Consider the following 23,958-nt stretch of genomic DNA (forward strand, 5'->3'; position numbering starts at 1 on the left):
TTTGCCGTAATGCTGATTATCCCTTTTGTTGAAAAGAAGCCGTATTCATCGATAAAAAGAGATTTATGGGAAATGACCAAGCTCGATAAACTTTGGTTATTAGGGGCAATCTTTGTCGGAACCTTTTTGGCATTGTGGCTTCAGCAAGTGGCATTGAAGAATGCGAACCCTGCGATTGCACAAACATTGATAGCGACCAGTCCGGTCTTTATTTTGGTGATTTATGCGATTAAAGGGGAGAAGGTGTCAAAACAAAGTGTCATCGGGACGCTTGCTGCCCTTGCTGGAATATCTCTGTTCTTTTATCAATAAGATGCAGGCTTAGCTACAGACCTACAGACCTACAGATCTATAGAGTCACAGAGTTACATGCCACTACTCTGTACACACTTGATTACGGCCGTTGGCTTTAGCTCGGTATAGCGCTTTATCGGCACGGTAGAAGGTACGCTGAGTATTTTCTCCATCGCGATGTAAAGTGATACCGATACTCACGGTTAAACCGCGTTCTCCGAGTATTTCATGCCATCCGAATTGGAAGATGCGCTCTCGATAATTTTCAGAGTGCATTTCTGCTTTAGGAAGATCCGTGTTCTCTAGAATGACGAGGAACTCTTCTCCACCAAACCTGACACACGACGCGCCTCTAAACTTAAAGTATGAACGCAGCTCTTGAGACACACTAACAATCGCTTTATCACCGACTAAGTGACTCAGTTCATCATTGATAGACTTGAAGTGGTCGATATCAACAACCATCAAGGCGAAAGGTGCTTCGTGAAGCAACAGGTCTTTTAGTTTTACATCTAACCATCGACGGTTGTGTAACCCGGTCAGTGGGTCGGTGAAGACATCTTGTTGTAGTTGAGCAACTGTATTCTTGTGTTGTTCAGTCGTCTCTTTGAGTTCTCTATTTTCTTGTTCAGAGAGAATGAGTTTTAGTTGTAACTCAAAACGCGATAGGCGGCGTAGTTGGCTTGCACCGAGTTCGCTGATCGGGATCTGCTTCATCAGATCCGTTTCAATTCGGTAACCTTTTTTCTCATAGCTCAGAGCTTCTTGAAAACGGCCCTGATTCATACATACGTCACTCAAAGAGTCATAGAAACGCTTTGCAAGCACTGGCGATGAGTAGGCTTTTACACGTTTGTCTGTGCTCGACAAAATCATGCTCGCATAGTCTTGCTTTCCGGTTGCACTTAGGCAATGTGCTAACTCGAGACGAGTCATGGTCGCGAGCCAGCTTGCTTGAGTGCTGTTGGCTGGGTATTGAACTTTTGATAGGCAACGTAAGGCTTCGTGGTATTTCTTCTTAGCACGAAGCACTTTCGCCTGGTAAAGCAATATTTGAGCTGTGAGCAACTTGTCACTCACTAGAATACTTAATTCTTCGCACTCATTCAGTAAATCGCTGGCTGCAGTAATGCGGTTGAGCAGAAGTAGGCTTGCTACCATATGCAGCTTGAATTTGAGGCGAAGTGAGCGACTGCTTATCGCGTGGTCTATGCTGCTGATTTTTTGGTAATAGCGAAGAGCTCTGTTGTGATCACCATAGGCATCACACAGGTTCCCCATGCCTAAAATTGCTAATACATATTCATCGATATAGCCATGTTCAACCGCGATTGTCGATGAGCTGACGAATTCATTCAGTGCCGATGTGTAATCACCAATTTCAACTAAGCGATCGCTTAGGCTGGTCTTTACTGTGAGAATGTCTTCGATATCTACAGGAAGGTGGAGTAGGTCGAGTGCAAGCCTGAGTTCTTCGATACTGGTTTGATTCTGTTGTAACTCGGCACGGTACTCAGAGCTGATGATATAGCAGTGCGCTTGCTCAGTTTGCGTGGTCGAAACGTGCTGGCGAATGTGGTTCCAGAATATGATCGCTTCTTCACCCGATACCGATGAAGGGTCTAAACCAGCATCTGTGATTTTGCGTAATAGGGTTTCCATTATTCTATTACCTCAGCATCGTCTTCTTCTAATTGTTCAAGAGTGAACGGGAACGTCAAAATATCATTGAGGCTGACGGTAGGTCTCGAACCTTTTAATCCTTTTCTATGCCATGGATATATTTCTAGCATGGTGCTGAGAGTTTGGAAGGTTTGTTCTGCGGCTTCGCCTTTCTCTGAAAGCATCATAGCAACACGCTCTGAACTCAGCCTAGCGATGAAGTCGTTTTGATTACACAAGGTATGAGCAATCTCGGTACAGACATCTAAGTAATCGGTATCGACATGATGGAACATAATGATGCTGTGGTTCGAGCGCTTAAGTTCTGTCTTAAAGAGGACCAGCTTCTCCCACCAAAAGGTTTCAGAGACGACATAAGAGAGGTGCTTTTCAGGATCGTACTCATGCTGGCCACGAATACGATTAATCAGCTTTCGTGCTCTCTGTTCAAGCTGGCGTTTTGAACTGCGCGCTTTGTCTAAACCGACACGATTAGTTTGCTCTTTAAGCATACCGATGGAATATTGACGGTACTTTTTAAAGGCGACCAACGCAGCTTTGAAATCTTGGTTTTCTTCTGCAACCAAGGATTGTTGGTAACAAATCTGGCTAAGCAACTCACCATTATCGAATTCATTTGCAGAGTGTTCAGCGAGTTTCAGCAATTCTGCCGCATGTTCTGGTCTTTTTCTCAGGAGCTCCAATCGAGCTCGACTGATGTAAGAGTGCGCTTTCATCCAAACGAGGTTGTGTTCTACGGCTAGATTGTGCGCTTTGGCTGTCGCGCGCTCTGCATCATCTAGACGTTCAAGCCCAAGCAGAGCAAGGCCTCGAAAGTCCCATACTTCGGCATGCCAAGTGTTATCTTTATGCTCTTTTAACGCTTCTTCTGCACCGTCGAGTACCGACAGCATTTCGACATAGTTGTTAAGCAGGTAGTAATCCCAAGCGAGCAGTATTCTTGCTTTGCCCTCTAGCCAACCAATGCGGCTGTTGTTAGCCACTTTAACGGCAAGTTGATGGGTAGAACGTGCAAGCTTATATTCATGAGTCATTCGCCAAATGTTGCCAAGCCCAATGAGACATTCAATTTGAATCTCGACTTCATCAACCAGTGCAGACTGCTCTAAGGCATTGATCCAGAACTGTTGGGCGGAATAGTACTTGGCTTGTCCCCAGTACTGGAGCGCGTGTAAATGGAGGATTTCAGGGAGGAAAAGGTCGGTATCTAATCGGTTCTGGCGCTTGTAGGCTTCCTTGATGTACTTCAAACCTTTTTGGTAATCCATCAGGTTCCAGCTACACCTTGCCATTAACATTAACGACTGTATAGCACCCTCTTCAAACAGAACTTGCTCCGATCGGACTAGGCACTGTTGGGCAATCTCTAGGATCACCGATGGCTCAGAGTCGACACGAGTTTTGAGTTGTTCTAGTTCTGTTTCAAGAAGGTACTGATTTTTGTCCAAGAGTTAGATCCATAATTATCGAACATATTGATAACACAATCATTATAAGAGTGTGATTTGAGATAAGCACCAATTATCTTTCTTAGGGCCTTAAAGGAACATGTATCTTTTCCAATTATGGGTGTTACCTCATGTTGTTGCTTTAAAATCAATGAGTTCCCGAATAATTATCTAGAGGTCTGTTTCTATGAAAGTAGTTGCTTTAGGGTCAATGGCTGCTCTGCTACACCTAAGCGCTGCGCTGCCGTGAGCCCTTGCTTATCTTGGTAGCACAGATTGTGCCAAGCTCTAAATATGTCGAGTAATGGAAGAATGCCCCCAGGACGAAGCTTACGTCTGGGCTCATTAATGAAGCTATCAAATAACAGCTGGAAGCGTTGTTGATAGAACTTGGTTTGCTGAATTGAGGCAGTGTTAAACCACTGTTTTGGTTCTGGATTGTTACCCGTTAGGTAGCAAATGCCTTTCTGGTTATCACCTTGATTTGCGATAGCCCAACGATCGCGCCACCAACTCATGTGAACGATGTCGATCTTTTCAAAACTTTGATCGTCTTGCCAGCCAGGATCTTCCTCCACATACATAAGGTCAATATTTTGACTCTGAATGCGCGGCAAACATACACTTAAAGCGGCAGATCTTAGTAATGGATCTTGTGGCATATAGATAGCGACATGCTTGTCTTCATTACACATATCAAGCACATGTAAGAAGTGAGCATAAGAGGTATAAGGCGGTCGAATCAGCGCGCCTTTTGAAGGGTAGCTAAATGTGGTGAGGTTACCCATAGGATCCTCAACGTTACCTCTCGCTAGAATCACTTGGTACTGCTGTTCAATACGCTCTTTCAACTTGTCAGATGGCTGAGGTTGTTCGAGGTTCGCTTCTGATGAGTGATCTTTGGATACAAAACGCGCAACGTCATCGTAAGGATTGTGATCAACATTCCCTGAAGGCTCTTCATTTTGAGAATAGTTGACGTGTTGGCAAAGGATATAGCCAGAATGCGCTTCGCCAGTCGCTATCCAAACCACACCGTTGTTACTTTGTGGCTGTAGACGCTGGTAGTGGGATGCGAACTCGTAATCTTTGGCATGATTAACCCATCGTGCATCGATCATCGCTAATTTACGACGGCAACGGCTCGCGATGTGGTCAACATGATCATAGAAAGTCTTTGGGTTGATCTCAAGTTTTCTGCAGATTTCACGTACGGAATAACCCATGAACAATAAGCCCATGAGGTTTTCTTGAAATTGAAGTTTTTTATTGGATCCAGACCACTTGTCAACGAAGGTTGACTGGCAGTCTTTACATCGATAACGCTGCCTGTCGCCACTGTAGCCGAAGGCATGGTAAAGATGTTTGTGGGTATGAACCGATAAGCCGAAGTTATCGCAATCATCATTACGACAGGCAGGGAGCCCATCGCTGTGAAGTTGTCTTAGGCGATGAAGTTCGCTTAACACTTCACGATTGTTAAGTAAGGGGGGGAAAGCTCCACATTCACGACAAACCATCGCCGGACGCTTAGGGTTTGCGTGTTGCAAAACATACCGTTTTGCATCGCTCAAGCCAAAGTTGTCACACGCCAATGTTTTACAAAAGTTGAGTTGCAAACCATCCGCATCTTTTGGCAGCTTGTCGTTAGACACGATCTCCCCCTCGGGATTATTTGAGCAGCCAAGTAAGCTTGGCTGCGGGGTAACGCTTTTCAATGTATCTTATTCAAGTCGTTAGATGTTGATTGCAGTCTCTAGAGCAACTTTCATCATGTCGTTGAAAGATTTTTGACGATCTTCAGAGCTTAATTTCTCACCACGGATGATGTGGTCAGACACTGTTAGGATGGTTAGTGCTTTAGCACCAAGATCCGCAGCAACACCGTAGATACCAGCCGCTTCCATATCAACACCAAGGATGCCTAGCTTTTCCATTTTCTCGAAAAGGTCAGCTTCTGGAGTGTAGAAAAGGTCTGCAGAGAATACGTTACCAACTTTAACTGGAACTTCTTGTGCACGTGCTTGGTTTACAGCTTCTTCTAGAAGACCGAAATCAGCGATTGCAGCGAAGTCGTGGTTGTTGAAACGAATGCGGTTTACTTTTGAGTCTGTAGAAGCACCCATACCGATAACAACGTCCATTAGTTTAACGTCGTCACGTACCGCACCACAGCTACCTACGCGAATAACGTTTTTCACGCCGTATTCAGCGATAAGCTCGTGTACGTAGATGCAGCATGATGGGATACCCATACCGTGGCCCATTACAGAAACTTTCTTACCTTTGTAAGTGCCTGTGTAACCAAACATGTTGCGAACGTCACAAACTTGCTTCACGTCATCAAGGAATGTTTCTGCAATGTATTTTGCGCGAAGCGGGTCGCCCGGCATAAGTACTGTTTCTGCGAAATCACCAGCTTGAGCATTAATATGAGGTGTAGCCATGGTCGTTCTCCAAAGTTTAAACGGTAATGATAGGAACAGGATTTAATCAATTACCGATTCTGTTGAATTGAATTCGTTTTGTTGAGGCAATATTAGCGAGTTAAAACGAGGCTCCATGAGACTTTAGTCACAAAACCGCTTTGCCATTATAGTTTTATTAATATTGATAACCAAATATGTTGAAAGCGTAAAGGCAATCGATTTTGTATGGGTAAATTGCACGATATTTAAAGATAAAGCTCGAAATATAAATCTGTTGCATATTGTATTGGGGGCAACAATACGTTGTAGAGACGTTTGATCAGCGATAATCTAAACTTTGATAAAGAGACAAACCAAGGAATTGTATGTCGTATTGCGCTAACTCAACGCCTTCGCACTCGATGAAAACACAGTTACAGACGAAAACAAGGTTACATAAGCTAGCGTTGGTCGCTGTTAAATCCACATTGATCGCTGTTAAGTCCACATTGATTACTGTTAAGTCCGCATTGATTACGGCTAGAACGACTTTGTTTGCTGTGAGAACGGCTTTACTTGCTCGGGTAATCATTTTGCTTGCTGGCGCGATGACTTCGTCGTGGGTGTCTGCTGCAACTTTTGAGTTGCCACCAACAGAAAGCCGTATCGTGGGCAGAATACAGCAACACGAAGTTGCGGCGGGTGAAACCTTGGCGATCATTGCAAAGCAATACGATATTGGCTTTCTCTCTTTAATGGCGGCAAACAAAGGGGTCGATCCTTTTCTTCCTGCTGAAGGTTATGTGTTAAGTATTCCTAGCCGTTTGATTCTGCCGGATACTCCGAGAAAAGGCATTGTGATTAACCTTGCCGAGTTGAGGTTGTACTACTTTGAGCCTGAGAAAAATCAGGTGCATGTCTTCCCTGTCGGTATTGGTCGAGTAGGGCGTGATACTCCCGAGATGATCACAAAGATAAGCCAAAAACGTCCAAACCCGACTTGGACTCCTCCAAACTCAATTCGCAAAGAGTACTTAGAGAAAGGCATAGAGTTACCAAGAGTGGTTCCTGCTGGGCCTGAAAATCCTTTAGGTGAATATGCACTGCGACTTGCTTATGGTGCTGGTGATTATCTGATACATGGTACTAATAAGGATTTCGGGATAGGTTTGAGAGTCAGTTCTGGGTGTATCCGTATGGAACCTAAAGATATCGAGTGGCTTTTTGAACAGGTTAATCGTGGTGAACAAGTCACAATAATCGATGAGCCGATTAAGGTGTCTTTAGAGCCCGATAGAAGTGTATTTGTTGAAGCTCACGAACCTTTGACGCGAAGTGATGGCTCTAAGAAATTACTGCAAATCCCTGTTGAACTAAAATGGTGGCTTGAAGACGCTGATCTTCCTAATTCAAAGGCGAAAGCAGTCATCTTTGCTCAAAATGGTGTGCCTGTTGAAATTGCACCGCCTGTGATTGAGTTCTAATTTGATCGGTTGTGAGTAAAGCCCCATAGCCTTCTTTCTCTTTTCCCTCAATAAAAAAACACCACCTCGAAAGAGGTGGTGTTATCAATTTACTGCATGTATATACGTCTTTTGAAATCTACAGCTTCATTGAGCTTCTATCTCAATTACTTAGTGTAAGACTCAGCAATGTTGTCGATACGGTCGTTAGCACGATCCGCTTCTTCTTTTGCTGCCATAGCCGCAGCTGATGCTTCTTGAGCTTTCATTTCAGCAGCCGCTTTGTCACTCTTAAGTGCTTCTACTTCGCTGCTTAGCTCAGCAACTTGGTTAGTTAGTTGGTCCATTTCTGATACCGCTGCTTCTTCAGGCTCTGAAGAACAACCAGCTAAAATAAATACTGAGGCTGCAGCTGCGATTAACGTCTTATTCATAAGAACTCCTTGCTTATTTATCATCAAAAGATGCGCTATACATTCTTTATCATATAGTCGCTTCATTAATGATTGTAGCGACTAATTTTTTAACTGCAAAAACAATAACTAAAGAAATTGCTAAATTTTTGAGGTAATTAGCTAAGCATCACGTTCTGTCTCATTTCTGAGATGAGGGGTTTCGAGGCCGTTTTGATACTACTTTGGAGAGTGGTCCCTTTGTTAGCAACGCATACAATGTTCTACTTAACGTCGGATAAAAGGATAAATTTACTGTGATCTCTATCCTTATAAAGTACTTTCGCGGTATCATGTCACGTTAAATTAATTTTATTCAATACCATCATGACTGGAGAGTCCTTTGCACTTTAAAGATTTAGGCTTAGATAACCGCTTACTGAAGAACTTAAAACATTACGACTTCAAGAAAGCGACAGAGATCCAATCAAAAGCGATCCCTGTTGCTATTGCTGGTAAGGATCTATTGGCTTCATCAAAAACGGGATCAGGTAAAACATTGGCGTTTGTGTTGCCGATGATACATAAAGCATTAAAAACAAAAGCGTTTTCTGCTAAAGATCCTCGTGGTGTAATTTTGGCTCCTACTCGTGAGCTAGCAAAACAAGTTTACGGCGAGCTGCGTAGCATGCTTGGCGGTCTGTCTTACGAAGCGACACTTATCTTGGGTGGCGAAAACTTTAACGACCAAGTTAAAGCCCTGCGTAAGTACCCTCGTTTTATTGTTGCGACTCCAGGTCGTCTGGCCGATCACCTTGAGCACCGCTCACTGTTTTTAGATGGTGTTGAAACGCTAATTCTTGATGAAGCTGACCGTATGCTGGATTTAGGTTTCGCACCTGAATTGCGTCGCATTGCGAATGCAGCTAAGCACCGTCGTCGTCAAACGTTGATGTTCTCTGCGACGCTTGATCACGCTGAAGTGAATGGCATTGCAAATGAAATGCTAGACGCACCCAAGCGCATCTCTGTTGGTGTTTCTAACGAGCAGCACCTTGATATCACTCAGAAGTTCTACCTGTGTGACCACCTCGATCATAAAGAAGCGATTTTGGATCGTGTGATTGAAGAAGCTGAATACCGTCAGGTGATGATCTTCACTGCAACTCGTGCCGATACTGATCGTTTAACGGATAAGTTAAACGAGAAGAAGCTTAAAGCCGTTGCATTGAGTGGCAACCTAAACCAAACGCAACGTAACGCGATCATGAGTCAATTTGAGCGTGCGGTTTACAAGATCTTGGTAACAACCGATGTTGCTTCGCGTGGTATCGATATTCCAAACGTAAGCCACGTTATCAACTTTGATATGCCTAAGCATACAGAAGAGTACGTGCACCGCGTTGGTCGTACTGGTCGTGCGGGTAACAAAGGTGATGCAATCTCTTTGGTTGGTCCAAAAGACTGGGACAGCTTTAAGCGTGTTGAGCTTTACCTTCAACAAGATCTTACTTTCTCTGTGCTTGAAGGTCTAAAAGGTAAATTCAAAGGTATTAAGCCTCGTAAACCTGCTTTTGCTAAAGGCGGACCTGCGAAGAAGAAGACCAGCACCCAAGTTAAGAAAACGCCGAAGAAACCGGTTAAGCGTGATAAGAGCTTCCACCAAAATGTGGCTGTGGGTGATACCGTGTTTATCCCTAAGAAGAAAGTCGCACCAAAAGTGGACGACGAGTAATCAACTGCGTGACCTAAAAGCTTAGCTTTGAAAGGTTGATACAAATAAAAAACCGCCGATGATGGCGGTTTTTTTGTACCTGTATTTCGTGTAAGCCCTTAGCTTCTGGTACTTACAGACGGTATTTGATGATACTCGACGAGGTTTCCTCGTTAGAAATCAAAGGTAGAGAACGAGTACGCCAAAATATGATCAGCAATGTATTTATGAGTAGCCGTCGTTGGGTGTGTCACGCCCCAGAATACATAGCTGTCTGAACCATAGGTTGCGCAATCATTGGTCAAGCTATGGCTTCGTAAGTAGTCTGCTGCTGAGCTTCTATTGATATCAAGACAGGCGTCACTCGCGTTTCGAAAGCCATGTTGTTCTGGGTCATCGGTAATGCTGGCGAACAACGCACTTGCATCGAACAACACTACGTTTTTCCCCTGGCTTTGGTAATACTCGGCCTGCGCTTTGATGAATTGGTTGAACTCTAAGATCTTGCCACGAACTTTAATGATCTCTTGCTCAGTCGAGTATTTGAATTGCGGCGCTTTGGTCGCATCGGGCAATGTAAACAGTAGAATATTACTCGCACCAGATTCCGTTAATCGGATTAAAGCGCTACTGAAATCAGCTTTCACATCAGCGACTTCTCGGTCGTAATTCATAAAGTCATTGAGGCCAAATTCTAGAGTAAATAGTGAGTTTTCTGGGCGGTAGCTTTTAGCGACTTTCATGTAAGTTAGGTAAGAGGTGACTTGATCATAGACGCCAGTCAGTGCCACGTATTGATTGGTACCTGCTGCGCCACCGACGGCCCAGTTATAAAGAGGAACGTCTTTGGCTTTTGCTAGATATTCGGTCCAAACCAAACCGTTTGAAAAGTGCCCTAGAAACCATGAGTTTGCATTTGGGAAAACCCATTGAGAACCATTAAATAGGTTGCCAGTGTCAGAGAGGCTATCACCAAAAGTGACAATGCGATTAATGGTATTGGCTTGCACAGCGTTATCGTTGGTCCAGATGGAGTGATTGTAAGAGAAGCGGTTGTCTGCGGCAAAGTAGGTAATGTCAGCGGCGTCATGTTGGATGCCGAGAGTCTGTTCGCAACGCTGTTTGATTTCAGACTGTGGGGTATCACTGTAGAACATGTTCTTGAAAGAAACAGAAGACCACCAATATCCGTTGATCGTGTAATCGTCGCCGTTTTCTTTTTTCGCCCACTTCCAGTCGGTGGCTGCAGAGTCGTGCGATGCATCAGTTCGATACCAACATCGAACATAAGAATAGGTCTCAGAACCTTGTGTACTGAGCACTTGTGCGGATGTCATCGATTCTGGTGTCGGTATGGAGTCATCTGCAGCATAAGCCCCAAATGGTATGGTTAACGCGAGTATTAAAGCCGTATTTTTCATCACTGTATTCTCTTTTGTATTTAGTGAGCCAAACAAAACGTTGTTGCTTGTTGTCTATTTCTTGTTGCCTCTTGTTTGTTGACAGTTGGATAAGTAAATAACTGGTACGACCTATATCTAGAATCAATAATTCTCGTCAATACATTCAGGTTGTTGGCGTTTCATAATTGGTATAAGTATCAAATTTCCAACGATTTTCTGGTTGAAAAATAATCAAGTCGAAGCGAGGGATTTATCATTAATATTTAATTTCAGTGAGCTATGACTTGCCAGTTTGTCGTCGTAGATCTAAACGAGATAAATTGCTTTGTGAATGTTGGTTTTTATTTGGTCAAGATAATTGAAGTTACAGCTTCATGGTTTTTTGTTAAATATTAATTTAATCAATAGCTTATTGTGGTTCGGCGTCTGGTCTGATTCTATTTTTCTAATGTTCATCACAACTGTTTAATTCAAGTTCAACATCACAAATATCAAGTTGCTATTTTCTGTTTTATAAAATCATCAACTACGGTTCTTTTACTCATCAGAGGTCTAATCTGTTTAAGGAAAGAGCATTGAAAAAGATATTAATTTGGACGATAGCCTGTCTATCCAGTTTTGGCGCTTATGCCGGAACAAGCGCATCGGCATTAGAAGTCAGTGGATACACACAAACGAAATACCCCATTATGTTGGTACATGGTCTGTTTGGTTTCGATACATTAGCGGGTGTCGATTACTTCTATGGCGTACCTGAATCCCTAACCAAAGATGGTGCGAGCGTCTATGTAGCGCAAGTATCAGCCACCAATAGCTCTGAAGTACGTGGCGAGCAATTGTTGGCTCAAGTTGAAACACTGTTAGCCGCGACAGGGGCAAGTAAGGTGAACCTAGTTGGTCACAGCCACGGCGGACCAACAGCGCGCTATGTGGCATCAGTACGTCCTGATTTGGTTGCTTCGGTGACGAGCATTGGTGGTGTTCATAAAGGCTCGAAAGTCGCCGACCTCGTGCGTGGAACCGTATCAGAAGGCTCAGCCGCGGAAGGTATCGCGGTTAAGTTGGCTGGTGGATTGACGACGCTTATCAACCTATTATCTGGCGGAACGGATCTTGATCAAGATGGCCTTGCTTCCCTTGAAGCATTGACCACTGAAGGTTCGCTTGCATTCAATCAGTTTTACCCTGAAGGCGTTCCGACGTCTGCGTGTGGTGATGGTGAATGGCAAGCAAACAACGGTGTTTATTACTATTCATGGACAGGATCTTCCACTTTTACCAACCTTCTTGATCCTACCGACGGAGCGATGACAATCCTTGGTTTAGCCTTTAACGAACCTAATGACGGGTTAGTGGGAGCATGCAGCGCGCATTTGGGCAAAGTGATTGGTGATGATTACAAAATGAACCACCTAGACGAGATTAATGGGTTATTGGGTATTCACCACCTCTTTGAGACCGATCCCGTGACGTTATATCGTCAACACGCCAATCGATTGAAGTTGGCTGGCCTTTAGGTTGCACTGCCCATTCATAAAGAGAACAAGGAAAGTATGATGAAAAAGACCGCCATTTTGTCGATAACCACGATAGCCCTGATGAGCACAGCGGCGGTCTTTTTGTATCTACAAAAGGAAGATCCAAATTCATATAGTGACAACGAACAAAGCGCTTCTTCATTGAAGGTGGCCTCTCAACAAGATACCGACATCGATAACGCATCAGCCAAAGACATGATGGAATATTTCGTGTCAGGCAATACCGAATTAACCCTCGAAGATATTCGCGACAATGTGGCAAAACACCACGAGCAATCACAAGCTACGATTGTCGATGAAGCACTGTTTGCCAAGTATCTTGAGTACAAGTCGGCACTGACATCATTGGACGTGCAATTCGACACCACATCCATTTCCGCTGATGACCTACGTGCACTGAATCAAGCTCTGCTCGATCTCCAATCTCAATTTTTCAGTGAGAGCGAGATAAGTATTCTATTTACCCATGACAACAGAATGAGGGAAATCGCTTTAGAAAAGTTACTTCTGAAACAAGAAGGGCTAGACGAGCCGGAATATCAGCAAAGGCTTGATTCTTATCTATCTGAACAGCCAGATTACGTTCAAACGAGCCATCAAAATCAGGTATTACTCCCACAGCTATCCAGTTCAGAAGGTCTAGATGAACAAGGCAAATACTTGAAGAGAAATGAGCTGGTCGGCGAAGAAGCGACACAGCGGCTCGAAGCGCTTGATCAACAAAGAGAGAGCTTTGAAGGAGCTTTAGAAATTTACTTTGTTGAACGAAATGACATTTTGAATGACTCAGCACTCTCAGAAATTGAACAAAAAGAGACGATCGCCCAGCTTAGAGAAGCTCATTTTCAGCCACAGCAGCTGAGAAGGGTAGAAGCGATTGAAAGAATCAGAGCTGCTGAGAACGGTCAGTAAGGTTTGCTGATTTAGTAAAAAATCTATCGAAAATAAAAAACCAGTCACGAGGACTGGTTTTTTGTTATGAGGTGAGTTGTAACGTAAATAAAGCTAAGTGTCTTTATTTCTCAAACCCTAAAATTTATGCATTAAACCTTACTCCCTCAACTTAATACCTTAAACCCTATACCTTAAAGTAATCCAACTGCTGCTTTTGCTGCTCGGCTAAGTTAGATAGCTCGTGGCTTGCTGCAGCGGCTTGGGTAATGCCGGTTACGTTTTGGCTTACTAGGCTGTATATGTTGGAGATATTGCGATTGATGTCTGCAGTCACTTGACTTTGCTCTTCTGCGGCAGAGGCAACCTGAGTGTTAATCTCAGTCATGTCCGTTACCGAGTTCGCAATACCAGAAAGGGCTGCGCTTACCTCGCCTGAGAGTGTTTGGTTGTGCTCTAACATAGACAGTGAACTGCTCATACTCTCATTGGCGTTACCCGATTGAACCTGCAAACCTTCTATGATCGCTTGGATCTCTTTGGTTGAATCTTGGGTACGTGCCGCCAGCATTCGAACTTCATCGGCAACAACTGCGAAACCACGGCCACTTTCCCCAGCTCGTGCGGCTTCGATTGCTGCATTAAGTGCAAGAAGGTTAGTTTGTTCAGAGATGCTTTGAATTACTTCAATTACCTTACCAATCTGCTCGGAGTGCTCTTTTAACGTGCCTACAACGTTTGCCGCTTCGCTCAGCTGAATCGCCATTTGCTCATTAGCTTGGTTGCTCTCGTTAAACAAGCTCATGCTGTGTGTTGCCATTTCGTCGGCTTGCTTGGACGCTGAGTCGGCTTGTACTGCATTCTCGTTGACGTGTGATGCTGTGCTCTCAAGTTGATTTACAGCAGAAGCAACCTGTTCAACCTCTTGCTTCTCTTGATCAGAGTTAGCACTTGATTGCGTCATTACTGCCGCCAGTTCTGTAGACGCAGACGCTACTTCAATACTGATTCGAGACAGTGAGCTTACCGTGTCACGCAATTGCTCAACAGATTTGTTTACGTCTTGGGCAAGGCGAGATATTTCGTTGTCACCATGTTCTTCGGCTTTTACTAGCAGGTTACCTTTTGCTACTTCGCGCATGGTTTCTTGGATATTGCTAAGCGGCTTAACAATGATGCCAGCAAGCGTCCAACTGATGACTAATGCGATTGAAAGAATCACTAACAGCGCAATAGTCGCGGTATTGAGTGTGCTGGTGTGCTGTTGGCCATTGGTGTCGACTTCTTGGGTGGCAAGTAAGTTGAGCTTTTTAGAAAGCGTGTTGATTGCTTGCACCATTTCATTACCCGCGTGACGGTATTGGTCGATTGCAACCTGGTAGCGGTTATCAAAATCTGATGAGAGTGATGCATCGCCGTGTTTCGTTCTTAATAGAGGAAGCATGGTGGTGCGAGAAAAGTCGACATAGTGATTCATCGCTTTGCTCATTGCGGCTACTTCATCTTGCATGCCTGGTACGGTATCAAGCGAGTTCAGTAGACGAGTATTTTGGTCACGTTTTTGATTTAGCGTTTCGACAAGCGTTTTGACGTCGTCAGGATTAAATAAGCTATAGATCGCCTTGATGCGCATACCGTAGCTGTTGTCGACGATCTCGCTAAGTTCTTCTTTATGTAGAATCAGCTGATCTGTTGCTGTTGATACATCTTTAAAAGCATTTTCCAGTTTGTCACCACCGATAATGACACCCGTCAAAAGTAGTACGACGGAAAAGAGTACTGGAATCAGAATTTGTATTTTGATTGATAAGCCACTGAGAAGTTGGCGCATGTATTGTCCTTCTATGAATAAGTAAATGAGCAGAAGCAATTGTTATTATTGGTATTAATCAGTGATTCTAACTATTGAGAATGACAATTCAATCAGTAATAGATGCTATTTTTATATATGCGATAGATATTTCATAAATTCTGATTGTTTATCGTACAAACAAGGCTTTAGCCATTTTTAAGATAGGGTTATTTAACGAGGAACCTTGTGCGGTATTAGGTAATGATAGGGGGCGAGATATTGAGCGGTTTGGCTTAAATAGGTTGGAATGAATATTCAGCGCCTATGAATGAGGCCAATTTATTACTTCAAGGCTATTTGGTAGGGGGAAAACAAGAAAATAAATTGTAGTTGTCATATAGGCTTCAATTAAGTGAAACACAACTGTCACATTCGGATTCTAAAGTAGGCCTCGTTCAAGCAAAACATTACGGCAATAACGCCACTAAAGGAAATTTGTGATGAAAAAGACAGTTATCGGTGCAATCGCACTACTAGGCGCTCTAACAGTGAATACAGCTTCAGCTAAAGAAACTATCTCTGTAGTTGGCTCTAACAGTGCTTCTCCACTGGTTGAAGTTTTTGCAGAAACCTACATGAATAAAGGCGAACCAGTGTTCATCGAAATTCAAGCACCAGGTTCTTCTGCAGGCATCAAAGCAGCAAAAAATGGAAGTGCTGACCTTGGTATCTCTTCTCGTGACCTAAAAGAAGAAGAGAAAACAGCTGACCTGAAAGAGCTCGTTATCGCTCGTGACGGTATCGCAGTTGTTGTTAACCCAAATAACGAAGTATCTGCTCTTACAGCTGAGCAAATCACTTCAATCTACAAAGGCGATATCACTAACTGGAAAGATGTTGGTGGTGCTGACAAGCCAATCGTAGCAATCACTCGTGATACTGCATCTGGTACACGTGGTGCATTCGAAGACATCATGAAACTTAAGAAGAAGATTGGCGACAAGAAAGTATCGGCCATCTCTCAACGTGCACAAGTTGCAAACGGTAACGGCGCACTTAAAGTTTCTGTAGCAAGCAACCCATACGCTATCGGCTTCATCTCTCTTGGTACTGTAGATAACACAGTTCAAGCTCTAACTATCGACGGCGCAGCAGCATCAGTTGAGAACGTAAAGAACGGTTCTTACAAAGTTGCTCGTCCTTTCCTAGTTCTTTACAAAGCCGGCGCTCCAACAGCTGAAACTCAACAATTCCTAGACTGGATGGTTGCAGACGAAGCTCAAGCTATCGCTGGTAAGAAAGGCTACATCACAGTTAACTAATCTTAACTGACCAACACTTAATTATTGCTCAGCCTGCTTTAGGCTGAGCCTTTTCTTTCAACTTTGTTTATTTCGAGCTCTTATTGAGCCACAAAGTTTGAGATTTTATATATGACCATCGCAAATAGTGAAAAGCTTATGAATACTGAAGCGACTCAAATCAACAAGCCAAGTCTACGTGCTAAGAAGCGTATCGACTGGAGAGAAAGAATCTTCCACGGCTTGTTCTTATCGAGTGCTGTAATCGGCATCGTATCACTAGCCGTTATCGCTTACTTTATCGTTGCAGAGAGTATCCCTGCATTCCAAGAGGCCGGTGTTTCTGGCATCGTTCTGGGTGTGGATTGGTTACCTCCAGCTTTATTCGGTGTTGCAACAATGATCGTTGCATCGATTGTCTCGACGCTTGGCGCCGTAGTTGTTGGTGTACCAGTTGGTGTATTAACCGCCATTTTTATCGCTGAGATTGCTCCTAAGCGTCTTGCCGATATTATTCGACCAGCAGTTGAGCTTCTAGCGGGTATCCCGTCGGTAGTTTACGGCTTCTTTGGTCTAGTAATCATCGTTCCTATGATTCAGAACATCTTCCAAGTACCAGCGGGTAACACTATCTTCGCGGGTATCATTGTTCTGGGTATCATGATTCTTCCTACCGTTATTACGGTTTCTGAAACTTCGATCCGCGCTGTACCTCGTACGTACAAAGAAGGTTCACTTGCACTGGGTGCTTCGAAAATCTACACGATTTTTAAGTTACTCGTTCCTGCTGCACGTTCAGGCATTATGACGGGTGTGATTCTGGGTATCGGTCGTGCACTTGGCGAAACGATGGCAATCATCATGGTGATGGGTAATGCGCCAGCAATGCCAGAAGGTATTTTGGATTCGGCTCGTACGCTAACCGCAAACATTGCTATTGAAATGTCTTACGCAAGTGGTATTCACGCGAGTGCACTGTACGCAACCGGCGTTGTGCTTCTGGTATTCATCATGATGTTGAATGGTGCTCTGCTTTATCTTAATCGTGAAAAAACGAAGTAGGCGAGGATAAGTAATATGGATCGCGTAAAACTAAAACAAGCACGTCAAATGAAAGATAATGTCTTGAAAGGCTTTATCTGGGCGGCAGCAGCAGTCACCGTTGGTTTCTTATTCTGGATCATTTGGTACATCCTATCGAATGGCCTGCAATACGTAGACTGGAACTTCATCACCGACGACTACACTCGAACCGGTGAAGAACGTGGTATTTTCCCAATGATCATTGCCACGATCTACATGGTAATCGCATCGATTGCAGTGGCGGCGCCACTCGGCATCATGACGGCAATATACCTAACCGAATACGCTAAAGTGGGCAGTAAACTGGTTAAAGTGATTCGTTTCTGTACCGAATCTTTAGCCGGTATTCCATCGATTATCTTTGGTCTGTTCGGTATGACCTTCTTTGTTTCGATTCTTGGTCTTGGCTTCTCGATTCTGTCGGGTGCACTAACACTAAGTATCCTGATTCTTCCTGTAATCATTCGTACTACAGAAGAAGCATTGATGTCAGTACCACAAACTTATCGTGAAGGTTCATACGGCCTTGGCGCTTCAAAAATCTACACTATCTGGCGTTTGATCTTACCAAGCGCAATGCCAGGTATCTTAACTTCGGTCATTCTTAGTATTGGTCGTGTAATTGGTGAATCAGCACCTGTATTTTTAACAGCAGGTATGGTGGCACGTGTTCCTGAGTCGGTATTCGATTCTGGCCGTACACTAACGGTTCACCTATATAAGCTGACAACAGAGCTATTTACTATCGATGAGTGGAACCAAGCCTACGGCACGGCGACAGTCCTAATCGTATTGGTTCTCTTGATCAACATGGTTACAAAACTGATTGCGAGACGCTTCAACACGGCAACTTACTAAGCTCATTAGCTGGCTCAACAATAAAGAGAGCCACCGTGATAAAGAAAGCATCAAGTTAGACACGAATTTAAGAATTTAGAGATTACGAATATGAACAAATTTGATATTGAGAACCTAGATCTGTTTTACGGCGACAACCAAGCGCTTAAATCTATCAACCTGCCAATTCCAACGCGTCAGGTAACGGCACTGATTGGGCCATCGGGTTGTGGAAAATCGACGCTGCTACGTTGTTTGAACCGTATGAATGACCTAATTGAAGGCGTTACTATCAAAGGTAAGCTGGATATGGATGGCACAAACATCTACGGCAATATTGATGTGGCTGACCTACGTATTCGTGTAGGCATGGTATTCCAAAAGCCAAACCCATTCCCAATGAGCATCTACGAGAATGTAGCTTACGGCTTACGCGCTCAAGGTATCAAAGACAAGAAACACATTGATGAAGTAGTAGAAAGTTCACTACGTAGTGCGGCACTTTGGGATGAAGTGAAAGACCGTCTTAAAGCGCACGCATTTGGTTTGTCTGGTGGTCAGCAACAGCGTCTATGTATCGCTCGTACGATTGCAATGGAACCGGATGTAATCTTGATGGATGAGCCTACATCGGCACTCGATCCAATCGCGACACACAAGATTGAAGAATTGATGGAAGATCTGAAGAAAGACTTCACTATCGTTATCGTAACGCACTCAATGCAGCAAGCGCGTCGTATCTCAGACCGCACGGCTTTCTTCCTAATGGGAGAGCTTGTAGAGCACAACGAAACGAGTGTTATCTTCAGCGAACCAAAAGATGATCGTACTAAAGGTTACGTAAACGGTGACTTTGGTTAATTCGATTAACTCAGTGCTGTTTTTGTTTTTTTAAAGGACAGCACGCTAACTGAAACGCAGGTTAGATAATCGAATAGATCGACAGAATTATCACTATAACTATAAGCGATGGAAGTTTTGCCCCACTCTAATGTGGGGCTTTTTTATGTCGCTAAAAAAGTATTAATGTCGATGAAATTTTGGGCAGGAAATCCCATTTTTGTCGTCCTTCTCATGCTTGTGATAATGTAAAAAGTGAAATTGCGACCCGCTTAACATCTCATTTTTAGTTACATTGATTGCATATCAAGGCTTCGGTATTTTTGCTTCAATCTCATTAGCCAATGGACGGAAGCTGTGCCTGTTAAAGCCTTTGCAAAACAAATATCTGCTACTCGCGACCACCGTCTGTTGGCAGAATCTCTTTTTGGTTACCTTGTTGAGGTACTTGCCCCAAAAGGGATCGGAGTATTTGCCGAGCCAACACCAGAAGGCGATTCGTTACCCTTATTTTCTTTTGGTGAGCTAACCTCATTGGCGAATTATCCTGCGACGTTTTGGCCTTGGGTTTCCCAGTTTGATACCGCAGATGGTGTTCTTCCAATGTCTATCAATACTTGTAAGTGGGAACACATGGAGGTGCTGGGTGGTGAGTCGTTCATCATGATGCTAGACAACGCGCCTGCCTGCAGAACTTATTTAATTGTTCAAAATTGCAATGCTCAGCAGATCAACCAAACCTTCGACCAAGATCTTGATGTCCTTCAACTAGCCGCAGCTCGCTGGCAGTGTATTCGTGCGGAAAAGAACGCGGCACTTGAGATCAAACACAGAGACACACGTGAAGCGCAGTACCTTGATGAAATTAAGCTGCGAGAGCTATTTGTTGAGAACATGAAACTAGTCCATCAGGTCGCGTTAGAGCTTTCTAATCCTGACTCTTTGGATGCTTTGTATAAGGCTTCTGTTGAGGCAGTGCGCGACCGTCTAGGCTTTGACCGCGCGATCTTCATGTTACTCGACATGAAAAAGCGCTGCTTTAGTGGCACTTACGGCACCGATGAGCGGGGAAAAACTAACAGCGAGCATCATACTCAGTACGATTTACATCAACTTGAAGCCGAATACATTGAGGCGTTGTCTGACAATCACATCAACCTAGTTATTATTGAGAAAGCGCCGCTATACACCGAAGGCAAGGTCGTAGGGCAAGGTTGGAATGGCATGTTGATCTTACGTGAAGGGGATAAACCCGTCGGTTGGATCGCAATGGACAATTACATTCACCGTTCACCCATCACTAATTATCAAAAGCAGATGCTTGAATCCTTTGGTTCTCTGCTTTCTCAGATCTACATCCGCAAACGGCAAGAACAGAACATCCGCATGTTGCACTCCAGTATGGTGGAACTGTCTCGCTGCGATAGCGTCAGTGAAGTGTGTAAATCGGCGGTGAGCTTTGCGATTCAGCATTTAGGCATCGACCGACTGGCCGTTTTTCTAACTGATAAGAATTGTAGTTACATGCAAGGCACGTGGGGCACTGACATAAAAGGCGACATTGTCGATGAATCTTATTATCGCTCAGAGCTGGTGGAGCGTGACATTGTAGCCGCAGCTCGCGCTTGCCCTAATCAAGTTGCCTTTGAAGAATCGGTGCCTATCTATCACGATTTCAACATTGTGGGTGTCGGTTGGACGGCAATGACAATGCTCACCACCAATACGGGTGAGCCGATTGCGTTTATTGCCGCGGATAATTTGCTAACTCGCAGCCCTTTAACCTCACAACTGCGTGAAGTGATACGTATCTTTGCTTCGAGTTTAGCTGAGGTGCTACAGAGAACTATGGCGCAAGAGGAGCTCAAAAAGCTCAATGAGACGCTAGAGCAAGAGGTCAGTAAGCGTACTCAAGAGCTTGAACGAGCCAATGAGCAGTTGGATATCATCTCTAAGCTTGACCCTCTGACACGCCTTGGAAATCGTCGTATGTTGTCGCAGGTTTTAGATGATCTCAATTGTGATGATCAAGGGGCATTTGCCACAGAGCACGAAGTCACGTTTGGGCTCATTCTTGTTGACCTTGATCACTTTGGTTTGTACAACACGGTTTACGGACATACGGAAGGTGACGCTGCTCTGCGCACTATAGGCAAGATACTCAATGCTCATGTTCATAGCGATAAGGAAACCTTCTGCCGTATTGGTGGTGAAGAGTTTATGTTGTTGATGATCGGCACTCATCACTCTGAAACTAAACAGCGTGCAGAGTCGATCAGAAAATGCATTGAAGAGGCAAAGATCCTTCATTGTGAAAGCAGTACCAGCCAGTATTTAACCGCATCTGTCGGCTATGCCTCGATAACCTCAGACCAACATCAATTCGATTTCGATCTGCTGTATGGCAAGGCAGACAAAGCCTTGTATCAAGCTAAAGACTCAGGGCGAAATCGAATTGTATCTGCTTTAAAGCGAAGAAAGGTCGCGACGCCACTGATTTAGTTTGGCGTTTATTTTTTCTGATCTCAAAACGATTGAAGCCGTGATGATCACAATGTGGTCATCACGGCTTCGTTCTTTTTTGTTTACTTAGATTTTCTGTTTAACTAGCTTTCTGCTTACTTAGAACGCTGGTTAATTAAAGCCTTTCTAATGTGCTCTTGTGTGTTTTGTTCGAGATGCGTTTTGGTTTCTTAACCGCTTTGATTGCTAGAGCTGGATCCCATGACTGACTTGGTGAACCAGCTTCAGCGTAGAGACTCTGATTTAGCTTGGTGAGCTCAGCTTCGATTGTTTCTAACGTCTCATCATTCAAGTCTGAATTTTCTGTTTTCCACTGTTCGAACAAAGTTCTCGTCTTCACACCATCTTTCATCTTCAGAGAGGCAATCAGCGCTTCGGCTGTATCTGATTGACGTTCATCTTTGTGCTTTGGTTTTATTGCTGTACCGCGGCGTGACCAGAAGTAGAAAGCAAACGCCGAGCTGATTAACCATAATGCTGCAAACAGCGCCGTTAGATAAGGCCACATTCCTGGTTTTTCAACGGTAACAATTGTCGGGCTGGCTTGCCGAGTTGGTGTTTCAATAACAGGAGGCGGCGTGCTTGAGGTTACGCGATCACTTGCCTGAACCGACAACTCAAGCCCAAGAGCCTTACTGGTTTTTTGTGATTGCGAATCGGTGTTAAACCAAGTTTGAGAAACACCAGGCAGGGAGATGCTTCCAGATTCCTTAGGGATGAGAACCTGCTTATAAACAACGATAGCATTACCGGATTGGGTAGTGCCAAATTGCGGTTTCTCTTCATACACGCGCACCGATTTAGGGTAGGTGATGTTCAGTTTTGGTAACTGGTGTTGGGTCAAGTTGCTGGCTTTCATTGTGATGGTACGAGTTAACGAATCACCTGCTTCCATCTCAATATTCTGCTTGTCGCCACCTAAAGTATTACTGCCTGTCAGCTCGTTGCCTTGGCTATCTGACCATTTCTGAATCAACTTGAAGTTCGATGTTGGTAACCACTCACCTTGATAGCCTTTTGGTACAGGATTCACTGTGACATCTAAGGTTTCAACGGGCGTGTCGAGTTGGAAAAGGCGCGTTGTGCTTGAGTTGTTGGTTGAGTAAACAACAGCACCGGTTAACTTTGGCCCTTGAAGCTGAAATTGTCCTGCTTGTTGTGACGATATATGGAAAGATTGCTGAACAACGGTGACTTCTTGTCCGTTGATAACATCTTGAAATTGCTTAGACTCTCCAATAGGTTCTACGTCTAATTTCGCTGAACTTGGTGGCGCAATTTTAGGATCTTGCAGTCTTCTAGGATCAGCCTTAATGATGAGTTTTACATCAAGCTCTGCGACCTCTTGAGGGTACAGCGAATCTTTACTCAGATTAAGTTGAAACTCGGCCATATCACTCTGCTTTGGAGCGGCTTTATTAACCGCAACGTTGATGGTGATCGGTTGGGTTTTTGCGCCTTCAATATCAAAGCTAGGAATCTCTAATCGGCCTAGTCGAAGCGGGGCAAGGGTAATATTCCACTCGCTAGACACAGTGCGGCTGCCATTTACGATTCGCATCGACGACCCAAAGCTTGGGGTGCTGACGTAGAAATCCTTCTGAAGGGGGGTTAGGTCTAAAGCACCGGACGATACTTTTTCATTGGTCGCCACTCTAAGTAGGAAGACTTCATCTTTGGTCACACTGTTTTGGGAAACACTCGCAACAGCGGTCGCTGCGAATACAGAATGTGACGAGAAAACACCGATTAGCAGTGTCAGTAGCATTGATAAAAATGGCTTGTTTAAAAATCGCATGGTTACCACTTTTTGTTTTGGTTGTTAGGAGCACTTTTTTGTCGTGCTTGTAAAATCATTTGCGCTTTAAGCAGTTGGCTCGGATCACGAGCGCTTTCTACTTGCTCAAGTTTTCGCATATCAGGATCGCTCGACATGGGTTGACCTGATACTTGTGCTGCGGCTTGTTGAGCATTGCTATCACTGTCGTTCTTAGCTGCCTCTTGTGCTTGGGCAATTTGAGATGCTGAGTCATCTTTATCTTGTGGCTTCTTATCTGCTTGACCCGCTTTGTTTTGTTGCTCAGCTTGCTTGTCATTTTCTTCATCCGTTTTGGAATCAGAGCGATTATCAGCTTGGCTTTGATCGGTATTCTGAGCTTGGCTTTCATTTTGATTTTGGCTGCCGCTTTGATCTTGCGACTTCCCATTGTCAGCTGAGCTTTGTTGTTGATCCTGCGAGCTTTGCGAAGAATCATTTTGCTGACCTTGCTGACCTTGCTGACCTTGCTGACCTTGCTGACCTTGCTGACCTTGCTGACCTTGCTGACCTTGCTGACCTTGCTGACCTT

General features: G+C 44.1%; 18 protein-coding genes and 1 pseudogene. 10 read left to right on the plus strand and 9 right to left on the minus strand.

The window, feature by feature from the left end:
* Positions 1–312: DMT family transporter (locus AACR09_RS13615; RefSeq protein WP_228010579.1), on the plus strand; the 312-nt coding region annotated here is incomplete at its 5' end.
* Between the two features lie 63 nt (positions 313–375).
* Here AACR09_RS13615 and AACR09_RS13620 read toward each other — a convergent pair.
* From AACR09_RS13620 to deoD, 4 genes are all read right to left on the minus strand, one after another.
* On the minus strand, positions 376–1,956 hold the full coding sequence (locus AACR09_RS13620) for a GGDEF domain-containing protein (protein WP_193835182.1): 1,581 nt from the start codon (positions 1,954–1,956) through the stop codon (positions 376–378).
* On the minus strand, positions 1,956–3,425 hold the full coding sequence (locus tag AACR09_RS13625; RefSeq protein ID WP_017090319.1) for a hypothetical protein: 1,470 nt from the start codon (positions 3,423–3,425) through the stop codon (positions 1,956–1,958). The genes AACR09_RS13620 and AACR09_RS13625 overlap by 1 nt, the downstream gene beginning before the upstream one ends.
* A gap of 185 nt (positions 3,426–3,610) precedes the next feature.
* Entirely contained in the window at positions 3,611–5,080 is a 1,470-nt protein-coding gene (locus tag AACR09_RS13630) for a hypothetical protein (protein WP_004732073.1), read from the minus strand.
* Positions 5,081–5,161: 81 nt separating this feature from the next.
* Positions 5,162–5,872, minus strand: a complete 711-nt coding sequence (deoD, locus tag AACR09_RS13635) for a purine-nucleoside phosphorylase (RefSeq protein WP_004732072.1) — start codon at positions 5,870–5,872, stop codon at positions 5,162–5,164.
* Positions 5,873–6,219: 347 nt separating this feature from the next.
* Between deoD and AACR09_RS13640 the strand changes: the two genes are divergently transcribed.
* Positions 6,220–7,317 (plus strand): L,D-transpeptidase family protein, encoded by a 1,098-nt coding sequence (locus tag AACR09_RS13640; RefSeq protein ID WP_193835183.1) that lies wholly within the window; start codon positions 6,220–6,222, stop codon positions 7,315–7,317.
* Positions 7,318–7,463: 146 nt separating this feature from the next.
* Here the strand turns inward: AACR09_RS13640 and AACR09_RS13645 are convergent, their stop codons facing one another.
* The gene (locus tag AACR09_RS13645) at positions 7,464–7,730 is read right to left on the minus strand and encodes an Lpp/OprI family alanine-zipper lipoprotein (RefSeq protein WP_004732066.1); all 267 of its coding nucleotides are present in this window, start codon (positions 7,728–7,730) and stop codon (positions 7,464–7,466) included.
* A 361-nt stretch (positions 7,731–8,091) separates the two neighbouring features.
* On the opposite strand from AACR09_RS13645, the gene AACR09_RS13650 reads away from it, so the two are divergent.
* Positions 8,092–9,423, plus strand: a complete 1,332-nt coding sequence (locus AACR09_RS13650; RefSeq protein ID WP_004732064.1) for a DEAD/DEAH box helicase — start codon at positions 8,092–8,094, stop codon at positions 9,421–9,423.
* 152 nt (positions 9,424–9,575) lie between these two features.
* Here AACR09_RS13650 and AACR09_RS13655 read toward each other — a convergent pair whose 3' ends face one another.
* Complete coding sequence (locus AACR09_RS13655) at positions 9,576–10,823, minus strand: SGNH/GDSL hydrolase family protein (protein ID WP_102561657.1); 1,248 nt, start codon at positions 10,821–10,823, stop codon at positions 9,576–9,578.
* A 557-nt stretch (positions 10,824–11,380) separates the two neighbouring features.
* Here AACR09_RS13655 and AACR09_RS13660 point away from each other — a divergent pair.
* On the plus strand, positions 11,381–12,322 hold the full coding sequence (locus tag AACR09_RS13660) for a lipase family alpha/beta hydrolase (RefSeq protein WP_065682256.1): 942 nt from the start codon (positions 11,381–11,383) through the stop codon (positions 12,320–12,322).
* A 39-nt stretch (positions 12,323–12,361) separates the two neighbouring features.
* Entirely contained in the window at positions 12,362–13,255 is an 894-nt protein-coding gene (locus AACR09_RS13665; RefSeq protein ID WP_193835184.1) for a lipase secretion chaperone, read from the plus strand.
* A gap of 166 nt (positions 13,256–13,421) precedes the next feature.
* Here the strand turns inward: AACR09_RS13665 and AACR09_RS13670 are convergent, their stop codons facing one another.
* Positions 13,422–15,065: a methyl-accepting chemotaxis protein gene (locus AACR09_RS13670; RefSeq protein ID WP_102453832.1), complete on the minus strand. Its 1,644-nt coding sequence runs from the start codon at positions 15,063–15,065 to the stop codon at positions 13,422–13,424.
* Between the two features lie 461 nt (positions 15,066–15,526).
* Between AACR09_RS13670 and AACR09_RS13675 the strand changes: the two genes are divergently transcribed.
* From AACR09_RS13675 to AACR09_RS13695, 5 genes are all read left to right on the plus strand, one after another.
* Positions 15,527–16,348 carry a phosphate ABC transporter substrate-binding protein gene (locus AACR09_RS13675; RefSeq protein WP_102487662.1) on the plus strand — a complete coding sequence of 274 codons (822 nt, stop codon included), beginning with the start codon at positions 15,527–15,529 and terminating at the stop codon, positions 16,346–16,348.
* A gap of 111 nt (positions 16,349–16,459) precedes the next feature.
* Positions 16,460–17,389 (plus strand): phosphate ABC transporter permease subunit PstC, encoded by a 930-nt coding sequence (gene pstC, locus AACR09_RS13680; RefSeq protein WP_004732040.1) that lies wholly within the window; start codon positions 16,460–16,462, stop codon positions 17,387–17,389.
* Positions 17,390–17,404: 15 nt separating this feature from the next.
* Positions 17,405–18,268: a phosphate ABC transporter permease PstA gene (gene pstA / locus AACR09_RS13685; RefSeq protein ID WP_004732038.1), complete on the plus strand. Its 864-nt coding sequence runs from the start codon at positions 17,405–17,407 to the stop codon at positions 18,266–18,268.
* Between the two features lie 90 nt (positions 18,269–18,358).
* On the plus strand, positions 18,359–19,108 hold the full coding sequence (pstB, locus tag AACR09_RS13690; protein WP_004732036.1) for a phosphate ABC transporter ATP-binding protein PstB: 750 nt from the start codon (positions 18,359–18,361) through the stop codon (positions 19,106–19,108).
* Between the two features lie 336 nt (positions 19,109–19,444).
* Entirely contained in the window at positions 19,445–21,589 is a 2,145-nt protein-coding gene (locus AACR09_RS13695) for a sensor domain-containing diguanylate cyclase (protein ID WP_151417585.1), read from the plus strand.
* 136 nt (positions 21,590–21,725) lie between these two features.
* On the opposite strand, the gene AACR09_RS13700 is transcribed toward AACR09_RS13695, so the two are convergent.
* Positions 21,726–23,408, minus strand: a complete 1,683-nt coding sequence (locus AACR09_RS13700) for a BatD family protein (RefSeq protein WP_151417584.1) — start codon at positions 23,406–23,408, stop codon at positions 21,726–21,728.
* Between the two features lie 2 nt (positions 23,409–23,410).
* Positions 23,411–23,958: pseudogene (locus AACR09_RS13705) on the minus strand (hypothetical protein); the annotation flags it as partial.

It is taken from the genome of Vibrio sp. OPT20 (assembly GCF_963889365.1).
Lineage (GTDB): Bacteria > Pseudomonadota > Gammaproteobacteria > Enterobacterales > Vibrionaceae > Vibrio > Vibrio splendidus.

Excerpts from the sequence above, each read along its gene's own strand:
- AACR09_RS13640 (WP_193835183.1), top strand. The coding sequence starts at position 6,220 with ATGTCGTATTGCGCTAACTCAACGCCTTCGCACTCGATGAAAACACAG.
- AACR09_RS13655 (WP_102561657.1), bottom strand. The coding sequence starts at position 10,823 with ATGAAAAATACGGCTTTAATACTCGCGTTAACCATACCATTTGGGGCT.
- pstC (WP_004732040.1), top strand. The coding sequence starts at position 16,460 with ATGACCATCGCAAATAGTGAAAAGCTTATGAATACTGAAGCGACTCAA.
- AACR09_RS13665 (WP_193835184.1), top strand. The coding sequence starts at position 12,362 with ATGAAAAAGACCGCCATTTTGTCGATAACCACGATAGCCCTGATGAGC.
- pstA (WP_004732038.1), top strand. The coding sequence starts at position 17,405 with ATGGATCGCGTAAAACTAAAACAAGCACGTCAAATGAAAGATAATGTC.
- AACR09_RS13645 (WP_004732066.1), bottom strand. The coding sequence starts at position 7,730 with ATGAATAAGACGTTAATCGCAGCTGCAGCCTCAGTATTTATTTTAGCT.
- AACR09_RS13620 (WP_193835182.1), bottom strand. The coding sequence starts at position 1,956 with ATGGAAACCCTATTACGCAAAATCACAGATGCTGGTTTAGACCCTTCA.
- deoD (WP_004732072.1), bottom strand. The coding sequence starts at position 5,872 with ATGGCTACACCTCATATTAATGCTCAAGCTGGTGATTTCGCAGAAACA.
- AACR09_RS13700 (WP_151417584.1), bottom strand. The coding sequence starts at position 23,408 with ATGCGATTTTTAAACAAGCCATTTTTATCAATGCTACTGACACTGCTA.
- pstB (WP_004732036.1), top strand. The coding sequence starts at position 18,359 with ATGAACAAATTTGATATTGAGAACCTAGATCTGTTTTACGGCGACAAC.
- AACR09_RS13675 (WP_102487662.1), top strand. The coding sequence starts at position 15,527 with ATGAAAAAGACAGTTATCGGTGCAATCGCACTACTAGGCGCTCTAACA.
- AACR09_RS13670 (WP_102453832.1), bottom strand. The coding sequence starts at position 15,065 with ATGCGCCAACTTCTCAGTGGCTTATCAATCAAAATACAAATTCTGATT.